The sequence below is a fragment of the Streptomyces sp. NPDC048718 genome (assembly GCF_043198875.1).
Taxonomy (GTDB): Bacteria; Actinomycetota; Actinomycetes; order Streptomycetales; family Streptomycetaceae; genus Streptomyces.
In genome coordinates this window covers 89,210-105,424 of sequence record NZ_JBICVG010000019.1, presented here as the reverse complement: position 1 = coordinate 105,424, position 16,215 = coordinate 89,210, and the positions used below count along the sequence as shown (strand labels likewise).

Genomic DNA, 16,215 nt, shown 5'->3' with positions numbered 1-16,215 from the left:
GGTCGGCGGCCTGGCAGGCGAGCGCGTTGGGCCGGAGCGGCCTCCTCGGTGGGGCAATCGGCAGCAGACTGCGGCGTGACGCTGGCCGAACGCGAGAAGATCCGTGATCTGCGTACGGCGAGTCAGTCGTTGAGGGCAAGGACACTCCCCCAACCCCGCAAGATCAGCACCCTCAACGGCGACGGTCCTCGCAACTCCCGTAGATAGCGGGTGTTGCGAGGACCGTTGGAACCCAGCGCCGCCTGCAGGAAACCGGGGCCTTCGGGTATGTCAGGCCAACCGGGTGTCACTACGTTCCGTGATCGGTTTCTCGTGGCATCAAGGGTGCCTGCGTCTTCCGGCAGGACGTGGGCTTCAGATCAGGCGATTCCGGGGGCGGCCTCCATGGCAACCACGACCATCACCGGGAGGTCGGCGTCGTGCTGGATCACGCCGGCGGTCAGGGTCCGGCCGCCGAGGGTCCACTTCTTCAGCGCGATGAACTCGTCCTTGTCCTCTGCCGTCTGCTCGGCCTCGGTGAGATGACCAGCAAGAGGGGAGTGCTCGATCTCGGGGAGGAAGGCTGCCAGGGCCCGCTCTCCCTGCTCGTAGACGGCTTCCACGTCGTCGAAGTAACCCGACTCGTCGACATCACGGATCCAGACGGCGAACGAGACGTTAACCGTCCCGCTGCTGAACGTCTGGATCCAGGCCCCGACACCGTCCTTGTCCCATGAGGTCTCCACGCCGTCGCGGAGCTTGCCCTCGGGCGTCCACCCCTGGGCCGAGAACCGCGCTGCCGCACCTTCGGCGGTCAGCGGGGCGAGGGCCCTGAGTTCTTCCAACATCGTGATCACTGCAGCCATGGACTCATCCCACTCATGCCGTTGCCGGGCACGTGATACGCCCTCAGCTGCCCGCTGGCATAGGCCTCAGGGAAGGCCTTGGACAGCACTTCGTTCACATGCGCGGCGCCCCATTCATTGGACACCATATAGCGGACCCCCTTGCCGCCGAGGTCTTCGTTGAGGGCGAGCAGCTTGTCGGCCTGGGCAGTGATCCGGCTCTCGTCGTAGTACTTGAAGTCGGGATTGTAGGGGGATTTCTCCCATTCGGAGGCCCTGTCGCCGCCGGTCCATTTCGCTTCCGTGATCCAGCCGTCTCGGGGGCCGCCGTCGAGGTGTACCTCCCGGCCGTCCGGCAGGATCCACTGCTGCTCGTAGCTTTGGTCGGTGACGAGTCGCTGGTAGCGGTACGACGGGCGTTCGAGCAGTTTGTCCGTCAGCCAGCCCAGGCCTTTGAACTGGGAGTACGGCGAGAGGCCAAGGGGGTCGCAGATGGTGAAAGGGTTGTGTACGTAGGCGACTGGGTTTGGGGCGGGGCCGAGGCCGAGGGGGTCTGGGGAGGTGTAGCGGCCGGTTTCTGGGTCGTAGTGGCGGAAGAGGTTGTAGTGGAGGCCGGTCTCTGGGTCGTAGTACTGGCCGGGGAAGCGCAGCGGGGTGTAGGCCGTGTTCAAGCGGGCCCAGGCGGTGGTGCCCCAGAGGGTGCTTCTGGCGCGCCAGGCGATCTCGCCGGCTTCGTCGACCAGTTCGGTGGGGGTTCCCACGAGGTCGGTGGCTATGGCGAAGAACCGGCGGTCGATCTCCTCCTGGCGGCTGTCCGGGGTGAGGAGGCGTTCAGTCTGAGACAGGGGTATCAGGCCCCGGTGGTCCCAGGTGAGGGCGACCACGTGGGGGAGGCCGGGGGTGTGGATGGTCTGTTCGCACAGTGTTGTGCCGTCCCAGGAGAAGCGGACCTCCTCCGCGATCTCGTCTCCGTTGGTGGAGAGGCGCTGTTTCGCGGTGCGGCGGCCCAGGGGGTCGTAGCGGTAGCGCCAGCGGGTGCCGTCGGGGGTGACCACGGCGGCGAGGCGGTCCTCTGTGTCCCACTCGTAGCGCCAGGTTTCAGGCTTGCGTGACAGGCGGGTTTTCTGGCGCAGGGTCACGCGGCCGAGGGCGTCATGTTCGAAGCGGACGCGGCCGGCTGTGGTGAGGGAGGTTCCTGTGTAGGAGCGGGGTCCTGTGGCGTCGTGGCCGGGGTGGGATTGCGGCCAGGAGGCCGCCGTCTGGTTGCCGGCGGCGTCGTAGGCGTAGCGCTCGGTCCAGCCCTCGGCGTGGACCGCTTCGACCCGGCCGGACACGTCCAGGTCGAAGGTGCGGGAGCCCGACAGGCCGTCGGTCACGGAGGTGAGGTAGCCGTCGGCTCGGTGTGTGTAGTGACGGTGGTTGAGGGAGCGGTCTTCGGCTGTCAGGTGCTGGGCGCAAATCCTTCCGGCCTCGTCCCAGGCTGAGGTCAGGGTGAGGGAGTTACCGAAGGCGCGCTCGATTTCCCGGCCGGCTGCGTCGTGGGTGAAGGTGACCTCGTGGCCGCCGCTGGTCATCCGGGTGGCGCGGCCGGCGGCGTCGTAGCTGTACTCGGTGACTGCGCCGGTGGGGGTGATGCGTCGGGCTCGGCGGCCCAGGGTGTCGTAGGTGTAGTTCATGGCGCGGCCGTCGACGAGTTCGGTCTTGATACGGCCCCGGCGGTCGTATACGTAGACGATTTCGCTGTCCGGTCCGGCAAGGCGCAACAGGCGGCCGGCCCGGTCGTAGGTGTAGGTGGTCACCTTGCCCGCGACGTCTTTGCGGACTGTCTGGCCGAGTTGGTCGTAGGTGTAGGAGACGGTCCGGCCGAGGGTGTCGGACCGGGTGGTGAGCTGCCCGGCGGCGTCGTACCGGTAGGTGAGGGTGCGGCCGTCGAAGTCTGTCTCGGAGGCGAGTCGGCCGGCGGCGTCGTAGGTGTAGGTCCAGGTGCCCAGTGGGCCGGTGACCCGGGTCAGTCGCAGCTCCGCGTCGTGCTCGAACGTGTGGCGGGTGCCGTCGGGCCCGGTGCGGGTGGTGAGCAGGTCGAAGTGGGTGTAGTCGAACCGGGATGTGGCGCCGGCCGGGCCGGTGTGGCTGAGGGGGTTGCCTTCGCCGTCGTAGGTCCATGTCTCGGTGGTGCCGTCCGGGGTGGTACGGCGGGCGAGGTTTCCGTCTTCGTCCAGGTGGAACTGGGTGATGTTGCCCAGGGGGTCGATGGTGCGTGCGATCCGGCCCAGGGCGTCGCGTTCCAGGCGCGTGGTGCCGCCGGCCGGGTCGGTCACGGCCACGGGCAGGCCGGCGGCGTCGCAGCGCACGGTGGTGGTCGCGCCGAGGGCGTCGGTGACGGTGGTCAGTCTGCCCCGGTCGTCATAGGTGTACCGGGTGGTGGCGCCGGCCGGGTCGACGACGGCGACGCGGTTGCCGTGCTCGTCGAATTCTTGGAGCCAGCGGGCACCGTCCGGGCCGCGGAACTCCGTGGACGCTCCCGACCCGTCGCGCACAGTACTCAGTTCGCTTCCGTCGGGGCGGGTGACGGTGAGCAGGCGGCCGTTCTCGTCATGGGTGAAGGAGGTGGTGCGGCCCAGGGGATCGGTGCGGGTGAGAGTGTTGCCGCAGGCGTCGTAGGTGGAGCGGGTGGTGTGGCCGAGCGGGTCGGTGGTTGCTACCACCCGGCAATGGCGGTCGATCTGGTGCCGGGTGGTGTGTCCGTTGGCTGTGGTGAGGGTGGTGATGCGAAGACCGGTATCCGGATCCGGTTCCGTGTAGGTGAGGGTGATCTGAACGTGGCCGGCCTGGCCGCCTTCGGCGATGACTCGGTCGCGGTCATCGTAGGTGTAGTCGTAGCGGCTGTGGTTGGAGTCGATCCAGGCGGTGACGCGCCGGCGGTCGTCGTAGAGGAAGGTGGTGGTGGCGCCGGACGGTTTGACGGCGGCGACGAGGTTGCCGTCTTCGTAGTCGTAGCGCATCAGGGGAAGGTCCGTCCCGTCTCTTCCCGCTCCTGCCAGGGACAGGGATGTGATCCGGCCGTCGCTCACCGTCGTGGTGACTATGCGGCCTGCGGAGCAGGTCAAGGCAAGCGGGGTGCCGTCCTCGCCGCGTTCCACCGCCCACCAGTTGCCGTGGCGGTCCTCGACCCGGTCCAGCCAGGCTTCTCCGTCGCTGCCGGGTTCGCTGCCGGGCGGGGCGGTGAAGTGGCGGACGATGCCTGTGCCGGGATCGGCAAGGGTGTAGTCGCCGTTCGTCTCGCGGGCCAGCCGGGTGCGGGCGGTCCCGGACTCGGGCTCGGTGGGGGTGCCCGGGGCGGGGTGCGGGTAGGCGATCAGGAGACCGTCGGCAGTGACGTGGACGGCACCGACCGCGTCCACTTCCAGGCGCTCATCGACGGTGGAGGTCCACGAGGGGCCGAGGAAACGGCCTGCTGACAGGCCGGACTCGGTACGGCGGGTGAAGACCAGGGGCAGGGTTCCCGGCAGCATCAGGTCGGTCTGCGGCAGGAACATCCGGCCCGAGGCGAGGTCGACCGGGTCGGTGCCGGAGACGATGCGACGGCTGTCGGGGCGGATATGCGTGCCGTCGGGAGCGTCGTCGAGCAGCTTACGGAGCCGGGACGCTTTCGCCGCGTCCTCCGCGAGGCGGACTGCCTTGGCTACGGCTCCGCCACCACCGGTGGCCGCGGACAGGGCCGCGTCCGGCAGCAGCCGGCCGAACCCTTCTGCGGGGTCCTTCATGAAGTCGCTGACCATTTGTTTGCCGGTACCGACCGGGTCGTTCGCGGCGACCACCAGGCCGGCGGCGAGGCTGTTGAGATTGGTGGCGTATTCAGCGGGGTGGGTCAGGTTGTACGGGTCCAGCGGATTGACTCCCCGGACGAAGTTCACCAGGTCGGCGGCTCCTTTGATGACACCGCCGCCGACGTGGTCGTTGAGGATCTGCAGCTCCTGCAGACCGTCGCCCACCTGCTGTGCGTACGAGGGTTTCTTCGGGGCCATGTCGCGGGCGGCGCGGACCGCGCTGCGGGCGGTCTCCGCAGCGGTGTTCCGCTGGGTACGGGCCTGGGTGAGGAGCTCTTGCGCGTCCTTCATCAGCGTTTTGCCGGGGTCGTCGAAGGTCGGTGCGGGGCAGGGCGGCAGCGTGGCAGGGTCTCGTTTGTCCGGGGCCTGGGCGTTGTAGCGGTCGACGGCCTTGTTGTAGTCGTTGATCCGCTTGCGGTGCGCGTCGGCCGCGTCCTGGGAGGCTTTGACGCCTTCCTCCCACACTTCGATCGCCGTCTGCGCCTGGTTCTGCGCCCAGGTGACGGTGCCGGCGAACGCCTCCATCGCGGCGGCCGCCTTCTCGCACGCGTCCGCGCCGGTGAACCACTTCGGCGGTTGGGTACTCACCGCGGTGCGCAGCGCGTCGGCAGCCTCGCCCTTCAGTCGTGAGGAGTCGAGTCCTCTCAATCCGCCGCCGGTGCTGTCGAACGTCTTTTGGAAAGCACGGAGCTGACTTGCGGTAGAACGGATCTTGGCGGGGCTGCCGTAGATCAGCTTGGTCTTGTCCTCGGTCTGTCCCAGGTCCATCTCGCCGACCTCGGCGCCCATCCGGTTCGCCACCGAACGTGACTGTTCCCGCACCCAGTCGGCGCCGGACTCCCAGCCCACGTCGTCCAGCCGGTCCGCGGTCCAGTTGCCGGCGTCCTCGACCCGGTTGCCGACCCACTCGACACCGTCCTCAACCGCGTCCTCGACCGCGTCCGGCGTGATGTCCTTGATGAAGTCTCCGATACCCATCCTCAGCCATTCCCGTCTGCGCCCGGGTCGCCCTGCTGCGCCTGCTGGTCACGTTCCGCAGGGGACGGCCCGAACGTGTCGTCCAGGGCCTGGTTCCACTGGCCGTCGTCGAGGCCGAGTCCGGTCTTGACCTGTTCCGACATCTGTCCGCCCGTCCCCTCGGTGAGGATGGTGCGGCCGGTGTCCTTCCAGGTCTGCGGTATGTCCTGGCCGGCTTTCTGGAACGACTCGGGGCTCCAGTCGGGGTCCAGGTAGTCGGGAGTGAAGACGTCGCTCCAGCTCTGCTGAGCGATGTCCTTCTCGTCGGCGTGCGGGTTGCCGCCCATCAGGGCGTTGATGCCGACCTTGATCGAGCCCTCGACGTACTGGTCGTGCTCCCACTGGGTGCCGGCCGCCAGCCCGAGACGGTTCGCAAGCGCGCTCGCGTCGCTCACCAGGGCCCGTACGCCCCACTCCCACCGCTCGCAGAAATCCTCGAAGTCCGCTGACAGCCCGTGGTGCCCGGCTTCCATACCGGTCATGGCCAGGCCTGAGAATCCCTTGCCCATCACCGAGCCGGTGGCGCCGCCGAGTTCGCCGAGCTGATCGATGACCGCGCCCACACCCTGCGTGAACTTCGCCACCGCCGCCTGGTCGAAGGAGAGGTCCCCTCCGTCGCCGCTCACGGCTGTCCCCCCTTGTTTTGCGCGTCGTAACCGACGGCGGTGTGGGCCGGGACGATCCCGGAGACCGGCGGGAAGAACATCGAGCTGTCCCCCTCCGCGATGTCCACGGCAAGCCCGGCGGGTTCATCCAGGGAGGGCACGACCTCGTCCACGATCCGTGCCCCGAGCAAGGCGACGTAATCCATCGGACGGCTACCCGGGCCATGGTGGACAGCGAAGCGAGCCAGCGCCTCCTCGTCCGTGAAGGCGCAGATCCAGCGGATACCACCCGACCGGGCACTCCACAGGCCAGCCCCAGTCGAGGGGATCAGGAGAACCGCGCGCCGCATCTCCCCCACCAACGCCCGCGGATCGCCGGTTCCCGCCCGCTGCTCGGATATCCGCCGCGCAAGTGCCGTCCTCGGCTGTCTCATAGACCTTCCCCATCAGTCCTGTTCGGCTGATGGCACCGTAGAACATGACGAGCGGGCGCGAACGACGGTTCTCGGGCGTCCTCTCACGACGAGGGCCGGAAAGCCACGACGCGGCCCTGTACACCGCCACCGAGGAGAACCACTCGCCCGCGTGAACGCCCCACAGCGTCGTCGTCCTCGGCAATGGGGCCTTCCGTACGGCCGGGCGCCGAAGCCGGGCTGGCAGCGGCTCCCGACACAGGACGAGGCAACGCTGCCCGGCCTGCTCGCCGCCGGCCACAACGTGGGGATCGACTGCCGGGCGAGCCGGGTCGTCGCCCTGGATCTCGACGTCCACGCCGAAGGACCGGCGCGCAGCGGCATCGAGACGCTTCGGGCCCAGATGGAGATCCGGGGCCTGGTCGACTGGCCGAGGACCCTGACGGTCATGACCCCAAGCACGGGCCTGCACCTGTGCTTCCGCGTGTGGCGGGACTGGAAGCGTTCCGGTCAGTCCCGCAGCCGAACGGGGCGGGCAACTCGGAGCAGTAGGCGTTCACTTCACCAACTGGGGTGTGCGGGTGGCGGACTTGGAGCGTGCACGGGGGGTGCACGGGGATTCGCGGAACGTATCCGAACGGGGGTCAGTCCAGTGTCATGGGACGAGGAGTGGGCGCAGCTGAAGGCTGATGCTCTCGCGCGTCGGCAGCAGGATCAGATGCGGTTGAATCAGCTGCCCGCCGACAGGGGCGGGAGTTCTTCGTCCGGGCAGGACAGGGTCTTGGTGAACGCGGATTCCATCGACGGATCGTCGCATCTGTTGGTCGAGATCGCGGGCGTGTTGTATGAGGGGCGGATGGACGGGGAGAACGCGGCGATGGCTCGCGCGCCTCGGTCTCACCCGGAGGTATCGGTTGCGGTGGATACTTTCGCTCGTCACGCTCAGGACCAGTACATGGACGTGGTCGTACTGCTGACGGCGCTGTCCAGCAAGCTGAAGAGCGCGAACAGTACGTACACGGACTACGACGACGGCGCCCGGCAGAAGCTGGACGCCGTCTTGGTGGGCGGGCAGTACGTCGCCCCCCGGGAGCGGTGATCGCATGGCCTACCGTCAGGATGTCGCGTTTCTCGCCGATGCCAACCCCGCGCTCATCGAGCGTGGGGCGGCGGAGTTCACTCGGCTGCACCAGCTGATCAAGACGACCGACGACGGCTTTCGCAAGGCGGCCTCCGTGGACTGGCAGAGTCAGGCGCGTGACCTGTACGCCCGCCGTCTTCGCGAGGGGAAGGATCTCACCGACGCCTTGTCGGGCTCATTCCGCAAGGCGGGTGAGGCACTGACGACCTACGCGGGTGCGGTCGTCATCGCCAAGAACCACTACACGAGCGGAAAGGCGTCCGAGGACAAGCTCGCCGCGGTGATGGCCCGGGAGGCATCTGCCATCACCCCGACTGCCCGGTCCGCGGAGCCGCTGCGGCAGTGGGAGGATCTGCGGGCCACCACGGGCGTGCTGGACTGGCTGGCGGAGGTAGGCGTCGATGTCGATGCGATCCGTGAGGAAGCCGAGCTCTACTGCCACCAGGCCAAGAACCACTACGGCGACGCGCTCAGAGTCGAATCTCAGGCTCGCGCGACGTGTGTCTCCGAGGTCGGCGCGGCCTACCGCGATATCCCCGACTTCAAGAGCCCTGTCCCGGACCCGGGACAGTTCCTGAAGGGCTTGGGACCGCTGCAGGCCGAGGCCCGGCAGGCTGCCGGCAACCCTTACGCCCAGTTGCCGGGCACGGGACCGAAGGTCGACACGATTCCGAGCATGGGTAGCTCCGTCGTGGTCACCGAGCCGTTGATGCGGATCCAGACACGCCTCGACGGCCTGCCGGAGGCGCAGGGGAACAACTACTGGTTCTGGTCCAACTCGGACGAGGGCAGGCGGGAGTTCATCTCCGCAAACAAGGAGCTGATCAGGGCTGCCGCGCACGATGCCGGGCTGCCGCCGGAGGTGGTCGCCGGCATCGCCTGGCAGGAGGTCGAGGGCGACCCGGGCGCGCTGGACGACGCGGCGTACCAGGGGCGGAAGGTGTTGCCTGGCTCGACGGATCCCGACCTGACGTCGATGGGGCCTTTGGCCATCCAGGTCCGCCGCGCGGCCGAGGTACTCGGGTACGACCCCGCCCACCTCACCGACATGCAGCGGTCCGTGGTCGTGGACGCGATCAGGGACCCCGGCAAAAACCTGTTCATCGCCTCGGAGTACCTCGCCCAGCTGAAGGCGGAGAGCGGCTTCGCCGATGTTCCGCCGGAGCAGATGACGCGCGCGCAGATGCGGGAACTCGCCGCCCGGTACAACGGCGGGCCCTACTACGAAAGCGCGGATGCCCAGGCATACGGTAGGGGCTTCGACCGGAAGCTGGATCATGCGACGGAGGCCCTGGAGTGAACCCGAGCGCTGGATCACCCGCCGGAACCCGAGGGCGTCACCCCCGGGCGGGCAGGCTGGGCACCGGCGTTTCCGCCATCATTGTCACGTTGGGCACGGTGGTGACGGGCTATATCGTGCTCACTTCCTACATGGTCAACCCCGACGGCTCATGGGACCACCAGGCCGTCACCAACTCCAACGTCGCCGCGGGCCTCGGCCTGTTCTTCTCTGCGGTCATGGCCCTCGTCACGTGGATCACCTCCAAGGCCGGGTGGCTCCGCACATGGTGGCACGCCATCCCCACGGTCCTCGCGGTCGCCGCGCTCCTGCGACTTACCCTGCTCGCCCCCGAGCTCTGACTCACAGGCCGTCGGCACCCCGGATCAACCGCACTCGAGCAGGTGACCGCGAGGTTCTGGCCGCGATCATCTTCGTGGCGACCTCGGGTCGCACCCGGCGGCAACGCCGCCGGTGTTCGGCCCGGCCTGGCACACGGTCTACCGGCGATTCGCCCAGTGGAGCCGGGACCGGGTCTGGGCCCGGCTCCATCGCGTGATCCTCGACGGGCTCGGAGCGCGAGGCGAGCTGGACTGGTCGCGGTGCGCGATCGACTCGGTCAGTCCGAGGGCAGCAAAAAGGGGGGGCCTTTGACGGGAGCGAATCCGACCGACCGCGGCAAACTCGGATCGAAGATCCACCTGATCACCGACCGGAACGGACTGCCGCTGTCCCTGGGCATCTCCGGTGCGAACACGCACGACAGTCAGGGTTCGGAGCCGCATGTCCGGGGCATCCCGCCCATCCGTTCCCGCCCGCGGCCCTCGGCGCCGGAAGCCGGCGAAACTGCACGGCGACAAGGGATACGACTACGACCACCTGTGCCGGCGGCTCCGCGAGCACGGCATCCGCCACCGCATCGCGCGCAAGGGCATCGAGTCCTCACAACGGTTGGGCCGTCACCGCTGGGTGGTGGAGAGAACCGTGTCCTGGCCGGCCGGCTGCCGTCGTCTCCACCGACGTCATGAACGCAAGGCCGAACACTTCCTCGCCTTCGTCGGCATAGCCGCGACCCTCATCGCATACCGCCGCCTGAACATCCTGTTCATGGCCTGAGCCGGTCCTGCTGCACGTCGAAGCAGACCAGCCCCATGGACTCCGCCACGTCCGCCGCATAGGCCGACGTCTCCTCAGCCATGCTGAATCGCATGCCGAAGTAGATCAGCGGACCACGGGCGTCGCCGATCAACGGCCCGGTCGACCAAGGAGAGGTGTCCTCCTCGCCCTCGGTGAGGTCGCACCACCGCTCAAGCAGCGCTGCCACATACCCCGCGATGCGGTCGGACGAAGGTTCTTCCACCTCGCTGTCGATGTAGCGGTCGTACAGCCGCTGAAGACCCGGCCGGCAGTCTCGTCATCCGCCGGCCTCTCGCCTTCCCAGACAGCCAGGTCGTAGCTCACGACCGGAGCCTCTCATGCCACTCTGACAGCCATAAGAAACGACGTCTAAGTGAGTCCTGACCGTACGGATCGCGCCGCCTGGTCCGGGGTGTCTCCAGCGGCGACCGCGAAGTCCTGCAACATTCCAACGAGCAGGTCGTTGGGCTCATAGCCGCCCATTATGTATCCAGTGCGGATGAGTTGGGCGAGTCCGTGCATCTGCGCGAAGAGCTGCCGTACGAGGAGGCCGGCGTCGATGTCGGCGCGGAACCGTCCCGCAGCGGCGCACCGCCGGATCGCGTCGAACGGGAAGCGGAGCACTCGTGTGCCCATCTGCCGGTCCTCGTCGCCGAGTTCGAACCCGGCGAGGGTGGAGCCGCCGAAGAGCACTGCGTATACCTCGGGTTCGGCTTGGGCGAACTCTTGGTAGGCGCGGCAGAGTGCGGCGAGCTCGAGGACGGGGTCGGCGTCGGGGCCGATGGCGGGGTGGACCTGCTCGACCCGTGCCTGGAATCGGTCGAATCCTTCCTGCATGACTTCCCGTACGAGCCCCGGCATGGAGCCGAAGTGGGTGTAGACGGCCATCGTCGAGGCGCCGACGGCCTTGACAAGCCGCCGTGAGCTGAGCGCGGCAGGCCCTTCTTCGACGAGCGTGCGGGCGGCTTCGTCGAGGAGGCGGCGGCGGATTCCGGAGGAGGCGGCGGGGTCGCGAGGGGTGGCTGATTTCAGTCGCTCCCCTGGGGTGGATTCCGGGTTGTGGGTTGACATGGGCAGCATCATAACGCTGTTATTGGCAATAACAGCGTTATACGACGAGCACGGCATCGGCTGCACTTTGGTACGGCCGACCGGAAAGGACGAGGCATGTCCGCGTTACGCAACTCACTCCTGGGCGGTCTCGCAGCACTTGCCCTCGGCTCCGCCATGATGGGCGCGGATACCGCGACCGCCGCGGCCGCGCACAACGCACCGCTCGCAGCCAAGGCCACTGCGTTTGAAATCCGTAACACCCACAATCTCAAGTGCCTGGAGATCGCGAACTCCTCGAAGAGCAATGGAGCCCGCGCCCAGCAGTGGACATGCAAGGAACAAGCCGGGGCCGCGTGGACCCTGCGACACGTTAAGGGCATCTACTACATCGTCAACGCCCGTAGTGGTAAGTGCCTGGAGATCGCGAACTCCTCGAAGAGCAATGGAGCCCGCGCCCAGCAGTGGACATGCAAGGGGCAAGCCGGAGCGAAGTGGCGTCTCGTTTTGGATCGCCACGGCAACTGGCAAATCGTCAACAACCACAGTGGCAAGTGCCTGGAGATCGCGAACTCCTCGAAGAGCAATGGAGCCCGCGCCCAGCAGTGGACATGCAAGGAACAGGCCGGATCGCAGTGGATTTGGTAGGTCGCTCTCACTGCGGCAGACCAGCGCTGGGGCGCAGCGCAGCGGTGGAGTGCACCGACCTCTGAGCGGGGCCCGCTTGGGAGCCGACGGAGCTGTGCTACGAGCCGGTAGGCGAGTAGCACAGCTCCGGGATGCTGGTATACACGCTGAACGCCCACAGCGAGGATCAGACCGCCCACGTCACGGCGCCCGCCTCGGAATCGACATGGAAGTGGTGCAGCGGCCACGAGTGAAGGGCTTCCAGCCGCTGCCCAAGCGGTAGGCGATCGAGCGGACTTTCGACTGGCTGACGCAGCTCCACTCCCCAGGGGTATTTCGAACGCAGGACGAGCCGGGGGCCGCGCTAGTGGGTCTAGATCTCGTCGAGTGTGGTCTCTCCCAACGCTGGACGTAGAGCGCGGCCAGTTCGTGGGCGGGTGCCTCCGCCGGGCCAAGAAGGGTGGTGACCAGACGGTAGACCGTGGCCTCACCGGTGCGGGCCCCGGTGTACCCGACGACCTACACGGAGACCGGGTTGCGGCGGCTCTTGCGGTCCGGTTCGGCGTGGATCGTGCTGAGGTAGGAGCCGTCGGCGAGGACCTGTACGACCGGGAGGGCCGCGCTCTTTCGCATACGCCACAGCAGGTCCGCGCCGCCCGCCCGGGCCGAGCAGCGACTGGTGAGCGCGGCAGAGTGCGAGGTGGCCGGGGTGATCCGGCGCGCGGAGGCGACGCCGGAGCACCTGGTGCGCGTGATCGGCACGGTCGCGAAGGGCGCAGGGCATCTGCCCTCCGAGTCGGCGATGAACCGCACACGGTTGTTGATCGCGCCCGGCTGCAGCCGGGCGCCTCGCTCGCCTCGCTTGGTCGCCCGGTCGCGCGGTGCAAGGCTCCCTTTCGGGGTGAGGGGCATGAAGACCGGCTGTTGGTCGCGTCCGGGAACGTACGGCGGGCAGGGAAAGAGCCCGGTGCGTCGGTAGAGGGCCAGAGCGGCGACATTGCGCCAGCCGGTTTCGAGGATAATCCGCTGGACAGTCGGGAGAGGAAAGTGGCTAGAGGATGTTCCAGAGGAGTTGTCCGTCCCGCTTTCTGAGCCCGTCGACTCGCCGCTGGATCTCCCTCAACGAGTCGGGGGCGTGTCGTACTTTTCGGGCATTCGTTGCAATCATGCGCAGCTCTCGGATATCACGCAACACTGCATAATTGAAACTCTCTCTGATGTCCCATCCGTAGGCATCCGCGAAGTCCCGATAGTGGGCTTGCCCGTATCCGAATCGGCGGCAGTGGACCTCGATGGTGACAAGGTCCCATTCCGGCCGGCCGCAGGCGATCGTGTCCCAGTCGCACAGAACTGCGGACCCTTCGGGGGTGTGCAACGCGTTTCGGTGCTGGGGGTCGCCCTGGATCAGCCCGGCGGTCAGCTCGAATCGGACTTCCCGCAGTTGCTCCTCAAGCCGATCCGCTTCGTCCTCCATGTATCGGATTGCCGTAATGGGAAGGCAAGTGGTCGCAGCCAGTGAGCGGCGGATCGCGCGGATGTTGTCGTGCGGGGCAACCTCGATCGGGGGTGGGGGCAGAGAGTGGAGCATCTTGAGAGGCCCGGCCAGTTGTCCGGCTGCCACCGCGCGCTCGGGTTGTGGGAGGTAGGTCCAGAAGGTGACGGCGTGTCCGTCGATGACCAGAGGCTGATCACATGGGTGGAGGGGAACGGTGGGAAATCCTTCGTCAATGAGCCATCGTACGAGGGTGACGGTGCGCTCGACGTTCTTGACGTCTGTGCCTTTGCGGGCGATCTTGACCACCACCTGCTCCTCCTCGAGAAGGAGAACGGCGTTGGTGTGCCCGCGGAGAAGACGCGCGTCACGGCTGTCGAGGCCTGCCTTCGCGCAGGCCTCTTCGAGGATGCGGCGCATCTCGAACTCGTCGAACCCTCCGGGGGCCGGCGTGAGTGTCATGCGGCACAGGCTTCCCGACAAAGCCCCGTCTTGTCACATCCGGCCAGGGGGTAGCTCGATGATCTCAAGAAGCTTGCGGGCCGCTCGACTTGACCGTATGGCCGGCGGGAGGACTTGAACTACCTCGCGCGCCCTTTCCTCGACGATGGGTGTGCGGTGTGCCGGGTCCATGCGGCTGAACGTAGTACCTGCCAGTTGACATGCTTCGTCTGGGCTCCGGTCCCGCGCGTAGCAGATGGCCGCTTCGAGTCGGAGGAGGGCGGGGTCGATTCCCGCCTTGTCCGGGTAGAGCGCGAGCGCCTGCTCCTGGGCCTGGCGTGCCTCGCGTGTATGTCCGAGAGCGGTCAGCGTCCCGCTCTTGTAGAGCAGGTAGCGGCGCTCCGGAAAGGCGAAGGCGTTATCTCCCGAGTCCCCGCCGAACTGTTCGAAGACATTCGCCGCGTAGCGCAGCGCGGCATCAGCCTCGCTCTCGGCACCAAGCTTGGCCAAGGCCCGAGCCTCTGCGGCTGCGGCGAGGGCGTGCGTGGCGGTGGCCCGAGATCTGCCGCTGATGCCCCTGGCCTCCCGGCATAGGTTCACCGCGCTGGTGATCGGGCCGCAGTAGAAGGGCAGCATTGCCGCCTGGGCCCGGGCTCGGGCTCGGAGCTCCGCGTTTCCGCTGTCGTCCGCAGCGGCGCGTGCCGTGGCGTACCACGATCGTGAGCGCGGGAGGTCGCCGAGTTTCATCAGCGCGTCGGCGGTGAGGGTGGAGAGCATCGCCGTCAGCTCGGAGAGCCGGATCTGGATGGCGGCCGGTTGTCGGTGCGCGGCCAGCCCTTCGGCCTCGGCAAGAAGGTCGAGGAGGCGGCTGAGCATCGGCGCGGGCGGGGTGAAGATGTAATCCCGGCTGGCCCACAGGACCATTTCGTCAATGTCGTGCGGGCAGGGCGGCTGCCTCACGGGCGAGCTGTTCGATCAGCTGCCGCACGGTCGCGAGCGGGCTGTTCTGCTCGGCCGCCAGCCGGGTCAGGATTCCGGCCAGCGCACTGGCCGCCGGCGGTGCGAATGGCGAGGCGAGCGGCGGCGACGGGGCGGCGAAACCGGCCTGCTTCTCCCCCGCCGGCGGACGATGGGTGTAGAGAAGGAGATCACTCTCGATCCGGCGGGCCTCGCCCTCCAGGACCTGCGCGAGCCGGCCCGGCGTGCTCGCCCAGGCGCCGTCCGAACGGATGAGGTTGCCGATCAGGTCCATGCGGGCCCAGGGCGCCGTCGTCCTGCACGCGGCCGAGCACGGCCCGCCCCGGGAACTACGCGAGGCCGGCGCCGTACGGCTCACGACCGTCGACGCACTGCGGAAGCGGGGACTGATCACCCTCACCGCGCATCCGGACGGCCCCGAAAAATCCTCCGTCGCCCTCAGTTCCGCAGGGCGGCACGCGCTGCTGGCCGCCGTCTCTGCGCGACCGAACGCCGCCACCACGACGCCCGCGCCCGCCGGACGGCGTGCTGAGCGGGCAGGGGGCCGGCGCCGATGACCACCGACCACAATGCCGGCACCGTCAATCCGCAGGAGACGGACACGTCGCTTCCCGCGCATCTCCTTGCCCTGGCACCTGAGTTCACCGCGTTCCAGGACGACCTGTATCACCTGGGCGCCAAGAAGCTGTACTCGCCTGACGTCGCAGCGGCGTTCGCTACGAGGGCCGCTGCCCTGACCTGGTACATCCAGGACATCCACAACAGCATCAGGGACGCGGGGTTGTTCGGCAGCCCGGTCGTCCTCGATGTCCGCTGCCGTCTGTCGCTGCTTGCCAGCCAGGCCGCCACGGCCGCCGAGTATCTCCGGACCGTCGAGACCGTACTCCAGCTGCTTCCGCCCGAGGAGACGGCAGAGGTGTCTCGCGACCCTGATCGCGCCCGGGATGTCCTTCGAAGAGCAGGGCACCACATCTACAACGCGGGCCAAGTGACCCAGCTCGGCGCCGCCGACAGTGTCAGGGCCGCTGCCGACCTGGCCGGGGAACTGCGGGCTCAAGGCCGCAGCAAGGCCGTGCAGCCGATGTCACCCGCCCAGTATGCGGCGATGCACGGCATCGCGTGCGGCTACGTCACGGTCGACGCCTGGAGCGAGGAGGTCGGCTGGATGCGGCGCGAGCGGCTGTCCATGGGCACGGTCCGATCCCTGGAAGCACGCGGCTGGGTCAGCCGCGAGGCCCTGGTCCGCAACCCGGGTTCCCGTACGGCGCTCTGCACCTGACCGAAACGGGCCGGGTCGCGCTCGCCTCCCGCCTCGACCGCGTCCCCGCCGCGAAGCGGCCGGCGGCTCCCGCCGGCCGCCACGGACTCGGCACCCCTCTCACTC

16 protein-coding genes and 2 pseudogenes are annotated in these 16,215 nt (G+C 68.0%); 8 read left to right on the top strand and 10 right to left on the bottom strand.

The window, feature by feature from the left end:
* Positions 1 to 359: 359 nt before the first annotated feature.
* From ACGFRB_RS29410 to ACGFRB_RS29395, 4 genes are read right to left on the bottom strand one after another with little or no spacing between them, the layout of a single operon-like run.
* On the bottom strand, positions 360 to 845 hold the full coding sequence (locus ACGFRB_RS29410; protein ID WP_363004698.1) for a hypothetical protein: 486 nt from the start codon (positions 843 to 845) through the stop codon (positions 360 to 362).
* Positions 833 to 5,629, bottom strand: coding sequence for a putative T7SS-secreted protein (locus tag ACGFRB_RS29405; protein WP_393247333.1), 4,797 nt, complete (start codon positions 5,627 to 5,629; stop codon positions 833 to 835). The genes ACGFRB_RS29410 and ACGFRB_RS29405 overlap by 13 nt, the downstream gene beginning before the upstream one ends.
* Positions 5,630 to 5,631: 2 nt before the next feature.
* On the bottom strand, positions 5,632 to 6,294 hold the full coding sequence (locus ACGFRB_RS29400; protein WP_393247332.1) for a hypothetical protein: 663 nt from the start codon (positions 6,292 to 6,294) through the stop codon (positions 5,632 to 5,634).
* Complete coding sequence (locus ACGFRB_RS29395; protein ID WP_393247331.1) at positions 6,291 to 6,707, bottom strand: hypothetical protein; 417 nt, start codon at positions 6,705 to 6,707, stop codon at positions 6,291 to 6,293. Before ACGFRB_RS29395 ends, ACGFRB_RS29400 begins: the two co-directional genes overlap by 4 nt.
* A gap of 151 nt (positions 6,708 to 6,858) precedes the next feature.
* On the opposite strand from ACGFRB_RS29395, the pseudogene ACGFRB_RS29390 reads away from it, so the two are divergent.
* The 5 genes and pseudogenes from ACGFRB_RS29390 to ACGFRB_RS29370 all read left to right on the top strand — a co-directional run.
* A pseudogene (locus ACGFRB_RS29390) lies at positions 6,859 to 7,164 on the top strand (bifunctional DNA primase/polymerase); the annotation flags it as partial.
* A 477-nt stretch (positions 7,165 to 7,641) separates the two neighbouring features.
* Positions 7,642 to 7,785, top strand: coding sequence for a hypothetical protein (locus tag ACGFRB_RS29385; RefSeq protein WP_393247396.1), 144 nt, complete (start codon positions 7,642 to 7,644; stop codon positions 7,783 to 7,785).
* Between the two features lie 4 nt (positions 7,786 to 7,789).
* Positions 7,790 to 9,127, top strand: coding sequence for a hypothetical protein (locus ACGFRB_RS29380; RefSeq protein WP_393247329.1), 1,338 nt, complete (start codon positions 7,790 to 7,792; stop codon positions 9,125 to 9,127).
* A gap of 98 nt (positions 9,128 to 9,225) precedes the next feature.
* On the top strand, positions 9,226 to 9,468 hold the full coding sequence (locus tag ACGFRB_RS29375) for a hypothetical protein (RefSeq protein WP_393247327.1): 243 nt from the start codon (positions 9,226 to 9,228) through the stop codon (positions 9,466 to 9,468).
* A pseudogene (locus ACGFRB_RS29370) lies at positions 9,393 to 10,222 on the top strand (IS5 family transposase). The gene ACGFRB_RS29375 and the pseudogene ACGFRB_RS29370 overlap by 76 nt, the downstream one beginning before the upstream one ends.
* Here ACGFRB_RS29370 and ACGFRB_RS29365 read toward each other — a convergent pair.
* Together ACGFRB_RS29365 and ACGFRB_RS29360 are read right to left on the bottom strand one after the other, a co-directional pair.
* Positions 10,212 to 10,430 carry a hypothetical protein gene (locus ACGFRB_RS29365; RefSeq protein WP_393247325.1) on the bottom strand — a complete coding sequence of 73 codons (219 nt, stop codon included), beginning with the start codon at positions 10,428 to 10,430 and terminating at the stop codon, positions 10,212 to 10,214. The pseudogene ACGFRB_RS29370 and the gene ACGFRB_RS29365 sit on opposite strands and share 11 nt — an antisense overlap.
* Positions 10,431 to 10,612: 182 nt before the next feature.
* Positions 10,613 to 11,314 carry a TetR/AcrR family transcriptional regulator gene (locus ACGFRB_RS29360; protein ID WP_393247323.1) on the bottom strand — a complete coding sequence of 234 codons (702 nt, stop codon included), beginning with the start codon at positions 11,312 to 11,314 and terminating at the stop codon, positions 10,613 to 10,615.
* Positions 11,315 to 11,410: 96 nt separating this feature from the next.
* Between ACGFRB_RS29360 and ACGFRB_RS29355 the strand changes: the two genes are divergently transcribed.
* Positions 11,411 to 11,941, top strand: a complete 531-nt coding sequence (locus ACGFRB_RS29355; RefSeq protein WP_393247321.1) for an RICIN domain-containing protein — start codon at positions 11,411 to 11,413, stop codon at positions 11,939 to 11,941.
* 498 nt (positions 11,942 to 12,439) lie between these two features.
* Here the strand turns inward: ACGFRB_RS29355 and ACGFRB_RS29350 are convergent, their stop codons facing one another.
* From ACGFRB_RS29350 to ACGFRB_RS29335, 4 genes are all read right to left on the bottom strand, one after another.
* A complete protein-coding gene (locus ACGFRB_RS29350) occupies positions 12,440 to 12,682 on the bottom strand; it encodes a hypothetical protein (RefSeq protein ID WP_393247319.1) in 243 nt (80 codons plus the stop codon).
* Between the two features lie 289 nt (positions 12,683 to 12,971).
* Positions 12,972 to 13,874 (bottom strand): phosphotransferase family protein, encoded by a 903-nt coding sequence (locus ACGFRB_RS29345; RefSeq protein ID WP_393247317.1) that lies wholly within the window; start codon positions 13,872 to 13,874, stop codon positions 12,972 to 12,974.
* A 33-nt stretch (positions 13,875 to 13,907) separates the two neighbouring features.
* Entirely contained in the window at positions 13,908 to 14,777 is an 870-nt protein-coding gene (locus ACGFRB_RS29340) for an XRE family transcriptional regulator (protein WP_393247315.1), read from the bottom strand.
* A gap of 4 nt (positions 14,778 to 14,781) precedes the next feature.
* Positions 14,782 to 15,105, bottom strand: coding sequence for a hypothetical protein (locus ACGFRB_RS29335; RefSeq protein WP_393247313.1), 324 nt, complete (start codon positions 15,103 to 15,105; stop codon positions 14,782 to 14,784).
* Here ACGFRB_RS29335 and ACGFRB_RS29330 point away from each other — a divergent pair.
* Complete coding sequence (locus tag ACGFRB_RS29330; RefSeq protein ID WP_393247311.1) at positions 15,104 to 15,388, top strand: hypothetical protein; 285 nt, start codon at positions 15,104 to 15,106, stop codon at positions 15,386 to 15,388. The genes ACGFRB_RS29335 and ACGFRB_RS29330 overlap by 2 nt on opposite strands.
* Positions 15,385 to 16,110, top strand: a complete 726-nt coding sequence (locus tag ACGFRB_RS29325) for a hypothetical protein (RefSeq protein WP_393247309.1) — start codon at positions 15,385 to 15,387, stop codon at positions 16,108 to 16,110. The genes ACGFRB_RS29330 and ACGFRB_RS29325 overlap by 4 nt, the downstream gene beginning before the upstream one ends.
* The last annotated feature ends 105 nt before the right edge of the window (positions 16,111 to 16,215 follow it).